The sequence below is a fragment of the Allomuricauda sp. ANG21 genome, assembly GCF_040705235.1.
Classification (GTDB): Bacteria; Bacteroidota; Bacteroidia; order Flavobacteriales; family Flavobacteriaceae; genus Flagellimonas; species Flagellimonas marina.
Genome location: NZ_JBFCVT010000011.1, coordinates 860,386 through 875,707, shown reverse-complemented (window position 1 = coordinate 875,707; position 15,322 = coordinate 860,386). Strand labels below are relative to the sequence as shown.

Here is a 15,322-nt window from a genome sequence, read left to right as displayed (position 1 = left end):
TGTACTGTGGGCTAAAGTTACTTTTACGCTATGGATTCAAGTATTTTGTTCAAGGTTTCACTGGGGCGCATTGCTTTGGAAGCCTTGTTGGTTTCTGGTATATAATAGCCTCCAATTTCCACTGCTTGCCCTTGGGCATCAATCAATTCTTGTGCAATTTTGGCTTCATTGGCGGATAACGCTTCATACACTTTTCCAAAAGTGGCTTTTAATTCTCCATCCTCATTCTGATTGGCCAATTGTTCCGCCCAATAGAGCGCCAAATAGAAATGACTACCCCTTGTGTCCAATTCGTTCACCTTTCTGGAAGGAGACTTATCGTTGTCCAAGAATTTCTCGGTGGCCTTATCCAAAGCATCGGCTAGGACCAATGCCTTTTTGTTTTTGTTCTTTTCGCTGTAGAACTCCAAAGAAACTCCCAATGCCAAGAATTCACCTAAAGAATCCCAGCGCAAGTGACCTTCTTCCAAAAACTGTTCAACGTGTTTGGGGGCAGAACCTCCCGCACCGGTCTCAAAAAGACCACCACCATTCATTAGCGGAACAATGGAGAGCATTTTTGCACTGGTACCCACCTCTAAAATAGGGAAGAGGTCAGTTAGATAATCACGTAGCACGTTTCCAGAAACAGAGATGGTATCTTTCCCATCCTTGAGGCGTTTCAAGGTAAATTTAGTGGCTTCAATAGGGGAGAGGATTCTAATGTCCAATCCAGAGGTATCGTGATCTTTCAGGTACAGATTTACTTTTTTTATCAACTCAGCATCGTGAGCACGGCTATCGTCCAACCAGAAAACGGCAGGAGTATTGGTGGCTTTTGCACGTCCGACTGCCAATTTCACCCAATCCTGAACCGGGGCATCCTTAACTTGGCACATTCTCCAGATATCGCCTTGTTCCACTTTGTGTTCAAGCAAAGTATCGCCCGTTGACTGACTCACCACTTTGACAACTCCATTGGTTGGAATTTCAAAAGTTTTATCATGGGATCCGTATTCTTCAGCTTTTTGGGCCATGAGCCCTACGTTAGGAACCGTTCCCATGGTAGCAGGGTCAAAAGCACCATGCTCTTTGCAGAAATCAATGGTGGCTTGGTATACGCCAGAGTAGCTGCTATCAGGAATGATGGCCTTGGTATCTTGAAGCTCTCCATTTTTATCCCACATTTTTCCGGAATTACGGATCATGGCAGGCATGGAGGCGTCAATAATAATATCGCTGGGTACATGTAGGTTGGTGATTCCTTTATCGGAATTTACCATGGCCAAATCAGGTCCATTTTCAATGGTTTTCTGAATGGCACCTTTAATTTCTTTATGTTGATTTTCGGGAAGCTTTTCAAGTTTGTCAAACAAGGTTTCCAGACCATCGTTGGCATCCACCCCAATTTTGTCAAGAGTTTCCCCATATTGCTTGAAGAGTTCTTCAAAATACACTTTTAAGGCATGTCCAAATATGATAGGGTCGGAAACCTTCATCATGGTTGCCTTAAAATGGAGCGACAAGAGTAAGTTGTTTTTTCTTGCATCGGCAATTTCTTTGGCCAAAAAGTCAACCAATGCTTTTTTACTCATCACGGTAGCATCAATAACCTCACCTTTCTGAAGCGAAAGTTTGTCCTTTAGCACCTTTGAGGAGCCATCAGCACTTACCAATTCAATCCTAACCTCATCCGCATTGGTCAGAGTCATGGATTTTTCATTTGCTCTAAAATCACCATGGGACATAGTAGCCACATGGGTCTTGGAGTCAGAGGACCATTCACCCATAGTATGCGGGTTTTTCATGGCGTAATTTTTTATGGCCTTGGGAGCTCTTCGGTCTGAATTACCCTCTCGGAGTACAGGATTTACAGCACTTCCTTTGATTTTGTCGTACTTGGCCTTAATGGCTTTTTCGTCATCATTTTTGGGCTCATCTGGATAATCGGGAAGGTTGTATCCTTTATTTTGTAATTCCTCAATGGCTTCTTTCAATTGGGGGATGGAAGCACTAATGTTCGGTAACTTAATAATGTTTGCTTCTGGAGTCTTTGCCAACTCACCTAAAATGGCCAGGTCATCTGGGACTTGTTGGTCTTTGTTGAGAAATTCAGGAAAAACGGCTGCAATTCTACCCGCCAAGGAAATGTCTTTGGTCTCGATGGTAATATTTGCAGTTTCGGTATAAGCTTTTACAATGGGTAGGAAGGATAATGTAGCTAAGGCTGGTGCCTCATCTGTTTTCGTATAAAAAATTTTGGCCATTTAAATGTATTTGTTTGAGCGGTGCAAATATACAATTTATGGATGGTGAACTGGTAATGAATTTTTTAAAAGTAAGCGTCAAATCTTGAAGAATATTTAAAAAACAAAAGCCATATCCATGTGCGAACATTGATATGGCTTTCCTAAAAGGACTAAAAGACTTGTCTTGTGTTGCTACAAAACCGCAATCCTAAGATTGCATCTGTTGCCCTTTAGACGTTTACTTTGCTTTATCCATTCGGTTTTACAACCCAATTTCAATCCACAAAGTTTCCTGATAATTTCCTAAATCTTATCAAAACGGGAAATTGCTCTCCCATCCGCACATAAAATTTACGAATTCTCCTTGAGGCCCGCCGAAGCGTCTCCCCAATTTGAAATTCCTTTTGTGATCAGTAGTGTTACCAATTAAAAGGGAAATTTTCAGTTTTTAAAGAACGTCCACTTTAAAACGAAATATGATTTTGACTTGCATCACTCTCATATTTCTTTTACTAAAGTAGTTTAAAGAATTAGAAAAACAAATTTTATAACTGATTTAAAATCAACAATATATGAACCGATGTTATTAACAATTGTTCATAAAAAAAGCACCTTGAAAAAGGTGCTTTTTTGTATGCTTCGGGATGCTGAATTATCCCCTAATCTCTTTAATACGTGCCTTTTTACCGGTAAGACCTCTAAAGTAGAAGATTCGTGATCTACGTACTTTACCTTTTTTGTTTACTTCAATTCGCTGCAATGTGGGCATGTTGATTGGGAAGATTCTTTCTACCCCAACGGTACCGGACATTTTACGAATGGTGAACGTTTCAGTGGCACCGCTACCTCTTCGTTGGATTACAACTCCTTTAAAGAACTGGGTACGGGTTTTTTCACCTTCCTTAATTTCATAGTACACGGTGATAGTGTCTCCTGATGAAAATTTTGGAAATTCTTTCTTTGGAACAAATTCGTCTTCAACAAATTTTATTAGGGATTCCATGGTTTGTTTTTTAATGTTTAGCAAGACCAACTTTCACGTATCTCGTCAGAGGTTGATTTTGAGATTGCAAAAGTAATGCAATATTTAGAAATAGCAAGGTGTTTTTTATTTTTTGAACCACTTAATCATCATGTTACCGCTTTTTTACCTGTTTTGCGGCAAACAACAGCAATCCAATGGCAAAAAGGATATAGGGCAGGGGGTTTAAAATACTGCCGAGCGCATTGACTTTTACAATTGATTGGGCCCCATTTTGGGCAGAGAAGGTGGTTAGGAGTAAAGTGCCCACGGAGAATATAATGGATAGCACACTGCCTAAAAACATGAGTAGGGTACCTGAGTTCCGTTGCTTGGACAGCAAAATACCGGTGGCCAAAACCACAATCAGTTTACCAATGGCGTTTAAACCGCCTCCAATCATATAGTAAGCTTCATAATTTTCCATAGCTTTTATTGTAAAAGGTCCGGTCTTCTTTTTTGGGTTCGTTCCAAGGCTTGCTCCTCCCGCCATTTTTCAATTTTTGGGAAATCCCCGCTCAATAGAATTTTTGGAACTTCCATCCCTTTGTATTCTGATGGACGGGTATACACGGGAGGTGCCAATAGATTGTCCTGAAACGTATCGGTGAGGGCAGAGGTTTCATCATTCAACACCCCGGGGAGTAACCTGATTACCGCATCGCATAAAACTGCGGCTGCCAATTCGCCTCCTGAAAGTACGTAATCCCCAATGGAAATCTCACGGGTTACATGCATATCCCGTACCCGTTGGTCCACACCCTTATAATGACCACATAAAATTATGAGGTTTTCTTTCAAGGAAATCTGATTGGCTATACCTTGATTCAGCGATTCCCCATCAGGGGTCATATAAATGACCTCGTCATATTCTCGTTCAGCTTTAAGATGGGAAATACATTTATCAATCGGCTCTATCATCATCACCATTCCTGCTCCGCCACCAAACTGGTAGTCATCTACTTGTTTGTAGTTGCCAGAAGTGTAATCCCTAAGGTTGTGAAGATGTATTTCAACCAAATCCTTTTCAATGGCTCTTTTTAAAATGGAGGCCTCAAAGGGACTCTTCAATAACTCTGGCAATACTGTGATGATATCTATCCGCATGGGTATTGTTGAAAAATGCTTAGGCTTTTGAATTTTTCCAAAAGTAGTGAATGTAGTTGGGATCATTTTCCCACGATAAACGCTCGTACAGCTTTTGCGCAGGATTGTCCGCAGCAGTTTCCAAAGCCAGTCCTTTATAGCCCATTTCTTCACAATGGTATTTGGCTTTATTCAACAAAGCTTCGCCAACGCCTTTTTTCCGATGGTTTGGAGACACATAAAGGTCATTTAAAATATAAGAGGGTTGAAGGGATACAGACGAAAAGGTCTCGTACAGTTGGGTGAACCCTATAGGCTCTTCATCTTCCAGAGCGATAAAAATTACACTCTCATTATTCGCAAACCGTTCTTTTAAAAATCGGCGAGCCAATTCAAAGTCTGATTTCTGTTTGTAGAAAACCCGATAGGCATCAAAAAGCGGAACAATGCGCTCCAAATCTGAAATGGTTGCCTTTTTGATGTTCATAGGGCCACATTTTAAAAGGCTCCCGTTTGGAAGCCTTGCTATTATTTTTTCTGTTTGTTAAGTTCATCTTGCAACTGGCGGCTTATTTTTTGCTCACGCTCCAAAGCTCTTCGTCGGTGTTGCTCGTATTCTTGTTCTAGGTCGGCCAAGGCAGATTTGGCCTGTTGCGTTAAGAAATTGCTGTTTTTGAATCGGTAAATAAAGAACAGCAGGAACAACAACAGCGCAAAAATAATGGACCATAGAATAAAATTGTAGGTGCCTTTACTGATCAGGGCGCCAAAAAATGAAATACTGTCCTTTTCTTCGGTAACGGTATTCAGCTTATTGGTGGTATCTTGCAGCTTGGCATTGAGGTCCTCTATTTCGGCCTTATTGGCGACTATGGTGGCCGATAAATCTTTTATGGCTTTATTGGCCGTGTTTATGGTATCAAAAATGTTGCTTTTTACCTCATTTAAACTAGCCAACCGAATCACTTCATAAGGAACACCATTCCCTGACCTGTAATTGGTGGACTTCCGTTCCATTTCTTCAAACTGACCCTTAATGGTCATATCTTGATTTTCGGAAGTTTCCTCTTCTTGGGCAAAGGATGAAAAGTAGGGTGCAAGTAGGGCTAGTGCAATTAAAAATCGTAAATGCTTCATGGTCAATATGTTCTCGTAAATAATTTAGATTAAGGGTAAGGCGAAATTACACCAATAAACCTAAAATCAAAAGAAAAACCCATTTACTGGACTTGTGTTCGCGCTTTTCCCAAATCTTTAATAATAGGTATAACGCCTAACCTTGGCAATATATTTCGCCAAACGAATAACTTGATGGGAATAGCCATACTCGTTATCATACCATATATAAAGTACTACACTTTTTCCATCAGCAGAGACAATGGTGGCCTTGCTGTCATAAATTGATGGGGCAGAGGTGCCTACAATATCGGTGGAAACCAATTCATTGCTCAGGGAGTATTTGATTTGCTCCACCAAATCCCCTTCCAGTGCATATTTCTTTAAAATGGTATTGATGCTCTCTTTGGAGGTTTTGTTCTTTACTTCTAAATGTAGAATGGCCAAAGAACCATTGGGTACCGGTACTCGAATGGCATTGGAGGTCAATTTTCCTTTTAATTTTGGAAGGGCTTTTGCAACGGCGGAGCCCGCACCAGTTTCGGTAACCACCATGTTCAATGCAGCAGCGCGGCCCCTTCGATACTTGCTGTGCATATTATCTACCAAATTTTGGTCATTGGTATAAGCATGGATGGTCTCTAAATGTCCTTTTTTTATGCCAAGGGAATCCTCAATCACTTTTAAAATAGGGGTTATGGCATTAGTTGTGCAGGAAGCTGCAGAGTAAATTTTGGTCTTGTCCGGATCAAAGTCAGTATGATTGACGCCGTGAACAATATTGGGCACCTCTTTTCCGGGAGCCGTTAAGAGAACCTTACTGGCTCCTTTGGACTCCAAATGTCTGGAAAGCGCCTCCTTGTCCCTAAATGCTCCAGTATTGTCAATTATCAATGCGCTATAGATCCCATACTTGGTATAATCGATATCTTCGGGTTTATTGGCGCTGATAAACTTTACAGTGGTACCATTAATAATCAAGGCTTGGTTTTTGGCGTCCACATCCACAGTTCCCATGAATTGGCCATGAACCGAATCTGTTTTTAATAAGGCAGCACGTTTTTCCAAAATTTCCTCGTTTAATTCCCCTCTTACCACTACGGCCCGAAGTCTAAGTTGACTACCTCTTCCAGTTTTGGCCATGAGCTCACGTGCCACCAATCGGCCTATTCGACCAAATCCATAGAGCACTACATCTTTAGGCTTGATTTCCTTGGTCTGCTGCGCATCTTTAAGCTTGTCCACTACAAAGGCCTTAACGTTGAGATGCGTATTGTCATCGGAGTGATATTCATAGGTTAGCTTTCCAATATCCAATTTGGCAGGGGGCAAGTTAATGTCATTGATGGCCCTTAATATTTCAACGGAGTCGAAAATGGAAATGGGCTTTTGTACAAATTCACCAGCATACTCATGAAGATTGATAATGTCGCTGACATTTTTATCGATGATTTGGTTTTTGAAGAGGACCACTTCAATGGCCTTGTCGTACCAGAGGTCACTTATGATTTTAATGAATTCGGTGGTTGCCTTTCGCCTATCGGCCTGAAAAGCAAGTTCTTTCTCATAGGATTTGATGTCTCCCATAGTTTTTGTTTGAATTTGTTTAGTAGTTGCGGGGCTAAATTAGTTATTTTCAAACGTTTTCGTAAACGAATTTAAGTACAAAAAAAGCACCCGAATTCGGGTGCTTTTAAGTGTGATTTCGTCACTTTAACTAGAAGATCATATGTTCCTTTTCACCATTTTCATTGATCATGGTAAAGCTGGTTCGTCCGTATTGTGAAACTTTGCCAAACTCTTCTTCGGCATCCTCAATATTGTCGATATCGGTATCGTTTACCTTAACAATGACTTTATTGCGCAGATCATAACGACTGTAGCGTTCTGGGACATCAATGATTTTTACACCTTTTGAAACACCGAATTTCTTTTTGTCCTCTTTGGAAAGGTTCTTCACCAAAAATCCGGTTGCAGGTAGGAGAACGGTCATTTGCTTTTTAAGGGTCACATTTTTGGTCATGTTCTTGCCGTCCCTGTCAATAATGACTTTTACAACATCTCCTGGTCTTTTTGAAGAAAGGTAGCCAGACAACTGAGAAAATTTATTCACCGTAATGTTATCCACTTGTTTGATGACATCCCCGGATTGTAGACCGGCCTCTTCAGCTCCTGACTCCTCTGTAACATCTGATACATAAACACCTTCTAAGTCATCAATACCTAGCTCGTTGGCCACTTCTGGGTTAAGATCGCCACCTCGTATGCCCAAAAGTCCTTTTTGAACATTTCCATACTCCATAATGTCCTCGACCACTTTTTTGGCCGTGTTGCTGGGCACGGCAAACGCATAGCCCACATAAGACCCAGTCTGCGAAGTGATGGCCGTGTTAATACCGATTAAATCACCATTTGTGTTGACCAAGGCTCCGCCGCTGTTTCCAGGGTTTACAGCAGCATCCGTCTGAATGAAGGACTGGGTTCTGCCCAACGAACGCGCTTTGGCACTTACAATACCGGCGGTAACGGTTGAGGTCAAATTAAATGGATTCCCTACGGCCAGCACCCATTCTCCAATCTTGGCATTATCAGAATCCCCAAAAGCCAAATAAGGTAGTGCGCCTTCTGCATCAATTTTTAGCAAAGCAATGTCAGATTCGGAATCAGCGCCAATGATTTCTGCCTCGTAAGTTTTATTATTATTTAAGGTAACCTGCAATTGGCTGGAGTTGGCAATTACGTGATTGTTGGTCACAATATAACCATCAGGGGAAATGATCACACCAGAACCTGAACCCACTTGAGGGGTCTGCTGGCGTTCAAATCCATAAAAGAAATCAGAAAGGCTACTTGGCCCTTTGCTAATGGTAAGATTTTTAACGTGTACCACCGAGTTTACCGTTTTTTCTGCGGCCAAGGTAAAGTCCACCTCATTTATACCCGCTCCACTGGCCGAGGTCGGCAGATTACTTGTGGTGATGAACGGATTCTCCTGTTCTGAGGTTACTACTTTAAAATTGTCTTTTTCAAAAAATAATTTATAGGATCCCAATGTAATTGCGCCTGCAAATACAGACACTAGGAGCAAACTGGCTATTCTCTTCATAATTCAATATTTTTTTAACATTCAGTTTGAACAAAATTAAAAGAATTCATTTTTTGGCTTTGTCGGTTTAACGCCCTTTTAACTGCAAAAATTTCCTTAAAGAATACGCTATCTTTGTTCCTTTGTAGCGAATATGAAATTGCAGTTTTTCAAATATCAAGGAACGGGAAACGATTTTGTCATCATCGACAATCGCCAGGATACATTTCCCAAAAACAATACCAAACTGGTGGCACAGCTATGTGATAGGCGTTTTGGAGTGGGAGCTGACGGTTTGATTCTGTTGGAGAATGACAAAATGTCGGATTTTAAGATGGTCTACTACAACGCGGATGGAGGTGAAAGCACCATGTGTGGTAACGGTGGGCGGTGTTTGGTGGCCTTTGCCCATTATCTTGGTATTATTGGGGGCAAGACCACTTTTACCGCTGTTGATGGATTGCATGAAGCCACGATAGAAGGTGATCTAGTGAATCTTAAAATGGTAGATGTTGAGGAAATCCGTGAAAAACCAGCATATACTTTTTTGGATACGGGGTCTCCCCACCACGTTCAATTAGTTGAAGGGCTTCAAAAGTTTGATGTCCATAAGGAAGGCGCAAAACTTCGCTATGGGTTATACGGAAAAGCGGGGAGCAATATCAATTTTGTAGAGCAACAGAATGCAGATACATTTCAAGTACGTACTTATGAAAGGGGTGTGGAAGACGAGACCTATTCTTGCGGCACGGGAGTTACCGCTGTGGCTGTCGCCATGCACAAATTGGGAAAAACTATCGCCAAAACTGTGAAAATCAATACGCCTGGTGGGGATTTGTCCATCAGTTTTGAACAAAACAATGGAAATTACACCAATATATATTTAAAAGGACCGGCCATTCTGGTCTATAAAGGAGAGATTGAATGTTGAACCTAAAAGGGAAACAGGTTTATCTTAGGGCTTTGGAGCCCACTGATTTGGAATTCCTATACCAATTGGAGAACGATACATCCATTTGGGAGATCAGTGGCACCCTAAAACCGTATTCCAAAAAGGTGCTGCAACTATATTTGGAGAATGCCCATCGGGATGTTTATGAGGTAAAACAACTGCGTTTATGTGTTTGCAATAAAGATGATGTCTGCATTGGTTTGATTGATCTATTCGATTTTGACCCCAAACATCGCCGAGCAGGAATAGGAATTGTCATTTCCAATCCTGCTGACCGAAATAAAGGAGTAGGGGCAGAGGCCATCCAATTGATGTGCGATTATGCTTTTTCAACCCTTGACCTGCATCAGTTGTACGCTAATATTCTGGAAGAAAACAAACCCAGCATCCACCTTTTTGAAAAAATGGGTTTTGAAAAAATTGGAGTAAAGAAAGAATGGATTCGGACAAGTTCAGGATTCAAAAATGAAATCATGTTTCAAAAGATACATACCAATGAATCTTAAAAAAGTACTTTGGGCCACCGCTATTTTGGGACTTATTATCTGCGGTTTTGTCGCCTACCAGATTTATAGTGCGATTTTTAGCCCCAACACTCGGTTTAATAATGAGGAGGCTTATGTTTTCATCGCGTCCGATGCCACTTTTTCAGAATTAAAAGAATCCCTGGAACCTTTGTTGGAAGATTTGGCCACTTTTGAAGCGGTTGCCCAACGCAAGGGATACATTGGAAACATAAGGGCGGGAAAATATGCCTTGAAAAAAGGGATGAACAACAATGAGATCATCAATACCCTCCGTAGTGCCAACCTGCCTGTAAATGTATCGTTTAACAATCAAGAATCATTGGCATTATTGGCAGGACGTATATCAGAGCAGATTGAAGCAGACAGTCTTTCTTTACTGCAGGCATTCAACGACCCTGGTTTTTTGAATGAAACCAGCTTTGATGAGGACACCAAACTGGGAATGTACCTGCCCAATACCTATGAATTCTTCTGGAACACCAGCGCAGAAGAATTTAGGGATAGAATGTTGAAGGAATATCAACGCTATTGGACTGAAGAACGGTTGCAAAAGGCCAAAAACCTTGGTTTGACACCTTCCCAAGTGATTGCGTTGGCTGCGGTGGTGCAAAAAGAAACGGCTAAAGTGGACGAGCGACCCCGAGTTGCTGGCGTATACCTTAATAGAATACGAAAAGGTATTTTGTTACAAGCCGACCCAACCGTCATATTCGCTATTAAAAAGCAAACGGGAAATTACGATACCATTATAAAACGAGTTTTGTACCGTGATTTGGAAATGGACTCCCCTTACAATACCTATAAATATGCAGGTGTTCCACCGGGTCCGATTACCATGCCCGACATTTCATCCATTGAGGCTGTTTTAAACCCCGAAAAACACGATTACCTCTACTTTGTAGCTGATGTTTCCAACTTCGGTTATCACAAATTTGCCAAAACTTTGGCGCAACACAACCGAAATAAGGCACAGTACATCCAATGGTTAAATGCTCAGAAAGTGTTGCGATAATGTGCTTTACCGTTAATTTTCAGCACTTTGACGGATTTTAGGCCTTATTTAAGAAAATCTTAGGAGCTTTAAGGGAACCGTTAACATTACTCCCCCTATCTTTGCCGGCCAAATTGATTTTTGATACGTATATAGTATCGAGATCACAAATATGAACATTATGAAAAGATGGATAGGTTTTATACTACATCTTGCCATGATAGTAGTTTTGACAAGTTTTGGTACGTACACCGTAATGAAAAAAGTGGATGTGGAAGTTCCGGATGCACTAAAGGTGACCACGGACTTTGAAACGCCCGCTCCCAAGGATTCGATTGTAATCTCTGGTGAAGCACAAATTACCGCCCCTTTTTTAGGAAAAGCCTATAACGGGTTTAAAGATGCCCTGGCTTTTAAAGAATCCCAAGGAAAATACCATGTAGTGAACACACTTGGTTATTTAGGGAAATATCAGTTTGGGGGGAGTACCCTAAATTTGATGGGGGTTTATGATGTAGATACTTTTTTGAACGATCCCATACTTCAGGAAAAAGCTTTTGATATAAATGTGGCCAGAAACAAATGGATTTTGCGACGTGACATCAAACGCTTTACCGGAAAACGTTTTGGGAACATTGAAATCACCGAATCTGGTATTCTGGCGGCGGCACATTTGGCCGGAGCCGGCAATGTAAAGAAGTATTTGCGCTCCTATGGGCAAGAAGATGTTTCAGATGCGTACGGAAGTAGCATTTCTTACTACATGAGAAAATTTGCAGGATACGATACTTCCAAAATTCAACAACGGAAGAATCCAAAACTATAGTGGCAAGGTAAAAGTTAGCTAAAAACCCAGAATTCAGTTCTGGGTTTTTTTATGCCTGAATGATATAGATGGTGGGCCTTTTGTCCAAATCAATATTGATTTCGCTCCACTCATGGGCACTTTTTGTCTGAATGAACTCGGTAGGTAGTGTAATGTCGCATGCAATGCACAAACGGGTGTTTTTGTGCAATATCTTGATAAGTTCCACGAGCAATTTGTTGTTTCGATAGGGCGTCTCCATAAATATTTGCGACTGTTCCTTTTCACGGGAAAGATGTTCCAGATTTTTCACCATTGCCTTACGTTCCTTATTGTCGATGGGTAAGTAGCCATTGAATGCAAAATTTTGGCCATTCATTCCACTGGACATCATCGCCATCAAAATAGAGGAGGGGCCTACCAAGGGGACTACTTGGATTCTTTTTTCGTGTGCCACACGGACTACCGAGGCACCTGGGTCCGCTATGCCCGGACAGCCCGCCTCTGATAAAACGCCAACATCATGTCCGTGAATACAGGGGTCTAAAAAAGATGGGATGACCTCGGGCTTGGTGTATTTGTTCAAGCTTTGGATGTGAAGGTTGGGCTGCGGTTTGCTCGGACTCACCTTTTTGATGAAACGCCGGGCCGTCTTTTCATTTTCCACAATATAATGGTCAATCTTCTCAATGGTTCCCTTTAGGGAAATCGGCAAAACCTCCAAGGGAGCATTGTCGCCTAGTGTCGTTGGAATCAAGTACAATTTTCCAACAACTAAGCCGGGCTTCTGTTGTTCCTGTGTTTCTTCCATCCGATCAATTTAGTTTTTTCGCAATTGCCTCGCAAGCCAAATCAATCATTTGGTATACATCTTCAAAGCCTTGTTCTCTGCCATGGTAAGGGTCGGGAACTTCTTGGATGCCAACATTGACCTCACTCAACAGGAGCTTCACTTTTTCAGCTTCTTGGTGATTCTGGGCCAAACTTGCGATATCCGAAAAGTTACTTCTATCCATCACATAGATCAAATCAAATTCCTTAAAATCTGTTTGGGAAAACCGTCGACACTTTTGAAGGCTGATATCCAACCCATGTTTTTGGGCCACTGCAACCGATCTTGGGTCAGGAGGATTGCCTACATGGTACCCAGCAGTACCTGCTGAATCCACAAAAACGGCATCAGTGTTCACCTTGGACTGAAGAATACCTTCTGCCAATGGTGACCTGCAAATGTTTCCCAAGCAGACCATCAAAACTTTGGTTTTCATTAAATAAAAAGGGGTTAGGAGAACTTCTTGTTGAGGTCCTCGATATATTTTCTAAACTGTTTATCGGTTTCAGCGAGATTGTCCACCGTTTTACAGGCATGAAGAACCGTAGCGTGATCGCGTTTTCCAATCTGTGAACCAATGCTGGCCAAAGAAGCTTTTGTGAATTTTTTGGCAAAGAACATGGCCAACTGTCTGGCCTGAACAATATGTCGCTTACGGGTTTTGGATTGCAGGGTGGCCACGTCCATCTCAAAGTAGTCAGAAACCACTTTTTGAATGTAGTCAATGGAAACCTCACGTTTGGTGTTCTTCACAAATTTCTCAACCACTTGCTGAGCCAACTCCAAAGTCACCTCTCGCTTGTTGAACGAGGATTGAGCAATCAATGAAATGATGGCACCTTCCAGTTCACGGATATTGGTCTTGATGTTCTTGGCCACATGGTCAATGATATCTTCGGGCATTTCCACACCATCCCGGTACAATTTATTCTTCAAGATGGATACGCGGGTCTCGTAATCTGGACTCTGCAATTCCGCAGAAAGTCCCCATTTAAAACGAGACAACAATCGCTGTTCAATATCCTGCATGTCCACCGGCGCTTTGTCCGAAGTCAAAATAACCTGCTTGCCATTTTGGTGCAGGTGGTTGAAGATGTGAAAGAACACATCCTGGGTTCCAGATTTACCGGATAGAAACTGTACATCATCAATAATGAGCACATCTATCAGCTGGTAAAAATGGATAAAATCGTTACGGGTATTCTTTTTTACCGATTCTATATATTGTTGGGTGAATTTCTCCGCAGAGATATAGAGCACCGTTTTTTCGGGATACTTATCCTTGATTTCCACACCAATGGCATGGGCCAAATGTGTTTTTCCCAAACCTACGCCCCCAAATACCAATAGCGGATTAAAAGATGTTCCGCCGGGTTTGTTGGCTACGGCCATTCCAGCAGAGCGTGCCAATCGGTTGGAATCTCCCTCTAAAAAATTGTCAAAATTATAATTGGGATTGAGTTGGGACTCGATCTTAATATTGCGAATCCCGGGAATCACAAAAGGGTTTTTCAGCTCAGGACTCTTGGAGGTGATGGGCACATCCAATTCCTGAGGTCCCACGGCAGTACGGTTGGCACTTGGAATCTGTTCGGTGAACGGTTCCTTGTTTCCGTACTTGTTTTCCATTTTTATGATATAAATGAGTTTTGCATGACTTCCCAATTCACGGGTCAAAGCCACCTTCAAAAGCTTTACATAATGCTCTTCCAACCACTCGTAAAAAAACTTACTGGGAACCTGAATGCTGAGTGCCTTGTCTGTTAACTTGATGGGCTTAATAGGTTCAAACCACGTTTTGAATGCCTGCGGTTGGATGTTATCCTGGATAAAAGCCAAACAGTTGTTCCATACGGAATTAGCAGTAACACTCATGAAGTTTTTCCTTGTTTTTGTTGGTTAGGTTAATGTTTTAGATTAAACATCCTGGGGGTACTTAGATGCTTATTGGATGCGACAAATATGTGAACAAATCTTTTAAAAAAAAAATGAATTTGTCGTTGAATTTTCTGTTTTTTTTTCGCATGTTACCCGAATGTTAACCAAGCCATTAAATATATAATTTTTCACGTAAAGTATGGGGTTAAATTTGCATTCTTTTCGGGTTCGGTACTCAGAAACCGACCAAATGGGGGTGGTTTACCATGGTAATTATGCCCAATACTTGGAAATGGGTAGGGTGGAATGGTTGAGAGCCTTGGGAGTTACTTATAAGAGCATGGAAGATAATGGAATTATGCTTCCCGTAATATCGTTGCACATTGACTATAAAAAGTCTGCACTATACGATGATTTGATTACTGTGGAAACTCAATTGAAAAACAAACCCTTGGTTAAAATTGAGTTTGATTACAAAGTATTAAATGAATCAAAGGAACTTTTGGCGACGGCCAATACCATATTGGCATTCATGGATAAAAACACCGGAAAGCCTATAAAATGTCCGGATTATATTTTGGAGAAGTTGGATTTTTAGGAGACAGGAGACAGGAGACAGGAGACAGGAGACAGGAGACAGGAGACAGGATGCAGTGATTAGTAGACAGTGGTCAGATGGTTGGGCTCATAGATTCTTAGATATTTTGGAATTTGGTCATTGTTAATTGCTATTGTTAAATGAACACTGTCATTCTGAACGAGCGCAGCGAGTGAAGAATCTCTAGTTTGACAAGAATTTCA

The 15,322-nt window shown here is 41.4% G+C and carries 16 protein-coding genes; 5 read left to right on the top strand and 11 right to left on the bottom strand.

What is annotated here, in order from left to right; genetic code table 11:
* Positions 1-23: 23 nt before the first annotated feature.
* The 8 genes from AB1A65_RS12790 to AB1A65_RS12755 all read right to left on the bottom strand — a co-directional run bounded on the left by AB1A65_RS12790 (position 24) and on the right by AB1A65_RS12755 (position 8,557).
* Complete coding sequence (locus AB1A65_RS12790) at positions 24-2,246, bottom strand: NADP-dependent isocitrate dehydrogenase (RefSeq protein ID WP_366589755.1); 2,223 nt, start codon at positions 2,244-2,246, stop codon at positions 24-26.
* A 634-nt stretch (positions 2,247-2,880) separates the two neighbouring features.
* Complete coding sequence (gene rplS / locus AB1A65_RS12785; protein ID WP_366589751.1) at positions 2,881-3,231, bottom strand: 50S ribosomal protein L19; 351 nt, start codon at positions 3,229-3,231, stop codon at positions 2,881-2,883.
* 133 nt (positions 3,232-3,364) lie between these two features.
* The gene (locus AB1A65_RS12780) at positions 3,365-3,676 is read right to left on the bottom strand and encodes a hypothetical protein (protein ID WP_366589748.1); all 312 of its coding nucleotides are present in this window, start codon (positions 3,674-3,676) and stop codon (positions 3,365-3,367) included.
* 5 nt (positions 3,677-3,681) lie between these two features.
* Positions 3,682-4,356: a tRNA (guanosine(37)-N1)-methyltransferase TrmD gene (gene trmD / locus AB1A65_RS12775; RefSeq protein ID WP_366589746.1), complete on the bottom strand. Its 675-nt coding sequence runs from the start codon at positions 4,354-4,356 to the stop codon at positions 3,682-3,684.
* Positions 4,357-4,375: 19 nt separating this feature from the next.
* Positions 4,376-4,822, bottom strand: a complete 447-nt coding sequence (locus AB1A65_RS12770) for a GNAT family N-acetyltransferase (protein WP_366589743.1) — start codon at positions 4,820-4,822, stop codon at positions 4,376-4,378.
* 41 nt (positions 4,823-4,863) lie between these two features.
* Entirely contained in the window at positions 4,864-5,472 is a 609-nt protein-coding gene (locus AB1A65_RS12765) for a tRNA (guanine-N1)-methyltransferase (RefSeq protein ID WP_366589741.1), read from the bottom strand.
* Positions 5,473-5,589: 117 nt separating this feature from the next.
* Complete coding sequence (locus tag AB1A65_RS12760; RefSeq protein ID WP_366589739.1) at positions 5,590-7,038, bottom strand: glyceraldehyde-3-phosphate dehydrogenase; 1,449 nt, start codon at positions 7,036-7,038, stop codon at positions 5,590-5,592.
* Positions 7,039-7,168: 130 nt separating this feature from the next.
* Positions 7,169-8,557 carry a trypsin-like peptidase domain-containing protein gene (locus AB1A65_RS12755; protein ID WP_366589736.1) on the bottom strand — a complete coding sequence of 463 codons (1,389 nt, stop codon included), beginning with the start codon at positions 8,555-8,557 and terminating at the stop codon, positions 7,169-7,171.
* A gap of 133 nt (positions 8,558-8,690) precedes the next feature.
* Between AB1A65_RS12755 and dapF the strand changes: the two genes are divergently transcribed.
* The 4 genes from dapF to AB1A65_RS12735 all read left to right on the top strand — a co-directional run bounded on the left by dapF (position 8,691) and on the right by AB1A65_RS12735 (position 11,832).
* Complete coding sequence (dapF, locus tag AB1A65_RS12750; RefSeq protein ID WP_366589733.1) at positions 8,691-9,467, top strand: diaminopimelate epimerase; 777 nt, start codon at positions 8,691-8,693, stop codon at positions 9,465-9,467.
* On the top strand, positions 9,461-9,994 hold the full coding sequence (locus AB1A65_RS12745) for a GNAT family N-acetyltransferase (protein ID WP_366589731.1): 534 nt from the start codon (positions 9,461-9,463) through the stop codon (positions 9,992-9,994). Before dapF ends, AB1A65_RS12745 begins: the two co-directional genes overlap by 7 nt.
* Positions 9,984-11,027, top strand: coding sequence for an endolytic transglycosylase MltG (gene mltG, locus AB1A65_RS12740; RefSeq protein ID WP_366589729.1), 1,044 nt, complete (start codon positions 9,984-9,986; stop codon positions 11,025-11,027). The genes AB1A65_RS12745 and mltG overlap by 11 nt, the downstream gene beginning before the upstream one ends.
* Positions 11,028-11,187: 160 nt before the next feature.
* On the top strand, positions 11,188-11,832 hold the full coding sequence (locus AB1A65_RS12735; protein ID WP_366589727.1) for a hypothetical protein: 645 nt from the start codon (positions 11,188-11,190) through the stop codon (positions 11,830-11,832).
* Positions 11,833-11,881: 49 nt separating this feature from the next.
* On the opposite strand, the gene AB1A65_RS12730 is transcribed toward AB1A65_RS12735, so the two are convergent.
* From AB1A65_RS12730 to dnaA, 3 genes are read right to left on the bottom strand one after another with little or no spacing between them, the layout of a single operon-like run.
* On the bottom strand, positions 11,882-12,622 hold the full coding sequence (locus AB1A65_RS12730) for an SAM-dependent methyltransferase (protein ID WP_366589725.1): 741 nt from the start codon (positions 12,620-12,622) through the stop codon (positions 11,882-11,884).
* A 4-nt stretch (positions 12,623-12,626) separates the two neighbouring features.
* Complete coding sequence (locus tag AB1A65_RS12725) at positions 12,627-13,079, bottom strand: low molecular weight protein-tyrosine-phosphatase (RefSeq protein WP_366589723.1); 453 nt, start codon at positions 13,077-13,079, stop codon at positions 12,627-12,629.
* Between the two features lie 14 nt (positions 13,080-13,093).
* On the bottom strand, positions 13,094-14,518 hold the full coding sequence (dnaA, locus tag AB1A65_RS12720) for a chromosomal replication initiator protein DnaA (RefSeq protein WP_366589721.1): 1,425 nt from the start codon (positions 14,516-14,518) through the stop codon (positions 13,094-13,096).
* Positions 14,519-14,720: 202 nt separating this feature from the next.
* On the opposite strand from dnaA, the gene AB1A65_RS12715 reads away from it, so the two are divergent.
* Positions 14,721-15,119: a thioesterase family protein gene (locus AB1A65_RS12715; RefSeq protein WP_366589718.1), complete on the top strand. Its 399-nt coding sequence runs from the start codon at positions 14,721-14,723 to the stop codon at positions 15,117-15,119.
* Positions 15,120-15,322 lie beyond the last annotated feature (203 nt).

What these genes read in the sequence shown, in the direction of transcription:
- AB1A65_RS12790 (WP_366589755.1), bottom strand. Translation starts at nt 2,246, where the DNA reads ATGGCCAAAATTTTTTATACGAAAACAGATGAGGCACCAGCCTTAGCT.
- AB1A65_RS12770 (WP_366589743.1), bottom strand. Translation starts at nt 4,822, where the DNA reads ATGAACATCAAAAAGGCAACCATTTCAGATTTGGAGCGCATTGTTCCG.
- AB1A65_RS12760 (WP_366589739.1), bottom strand. Translation starts at nt 7,038, where the DNA reads ATGGGAGACATCAAATCCTATGAGAAAGAACTTGCTTTTCAGGCCGAT.
- mltG (WP_366589729.1), top strand. Translation starts at nt 9,984, where the DNA reads ATGAATCTTAAAAAAGTACTTTGGGCCACCGCTATTTTGGGACTTATT.
- dnaA (WP_366589721.1), bottom strand. Translation starts at nt 14,518, where the DNA reads ATGAGTGTTACTGCTAATTCCGTATGGAACAACTGTTTGGCTTTTATC.
- AB1A65_RS12780 (WP_366589748.1), bottom strand. Translation starts at nt 3,676, where the DNA reads ATGGAAAATTATGAAGCTTACTATATGATTGGAGGCGGTTTAAACGCC.
- trmD (WP_366589746.1), bottom strand. Translation starts at nt 4,356, where the DNA reads ATGCGGATAGATATCATCACAGTATTGCCAGAGTTATTGAAGAGTCCC.
- AB1A65_RS12765 (WP_366589741.1), bottom strand. Translation starts at nt 5,472, where the DNA reads ATGAAGCATTTACGATTTTTAATTGCACTAGCCCTACTTGCACCCTAC.
- AB1A65_RS12735 (WP_366589727.1), top strand. Translation starts at nt 11,188, where the DNA reads ATGAAAAGATGGATAGGTTTTATACTACATCTTGCCATGATAGTAGTT.
- AB1A65_RS12755 (WP_366589736.1), bottom strand. Translation starts at nt 8,557, where the DNA reads ATGAAGAGAATAGCCAGTTTGCTCCTAGTGTCTGTATTTGCAGGCGCA.
- AB1A65_RS12745 (WP_366589731.1), top strand. Translation starts at nt 9,461, where the DNA reads ATGTTGAACCTAAAAGGGAAACAGGTTTATCTTAGGGCTTTGGAGCCC.
- AB1A65_RS12715 (WP_366589718.1), top strand. Translation starts at nt 14,721, where the DNA reads ATGGGGTTAAATTTGCATTCTTTTCGGGTTCGGTACTCAGAAACCGAC.
- rplS (WP_366589751.1), bottom strand. Translation starts at nt 3,231, where the DNA reads ATGGAATCCCTAATAAAATTTGTTGAAGACGAATTTGTTCCAAAGAAA.
- AB1A65_RS12730 (WP_366589725.1), bottom strand. Translation starts at nt 12,622, where the DNA reads ATGGAAGAAACACAGGAACAACAGAAGCCCGGCTTAGTTGTTGGAAAA.
- AB1A65_RS12725 (WP_366589723.1), bottom strand. Translation starts at nt 13,079, where the DNA reads ATGAAAACCAAAGTTTTGATGGTCTGCTTGGGAAACATTTGCAGGTCA.
- dapF (WP_366589733.1), top strand. Translation starts at nt 8,691, where the DNA reads ATGAAATTGCAGTTTTTCAAATATCAAGGAACGGGAAACGATTTTGTC.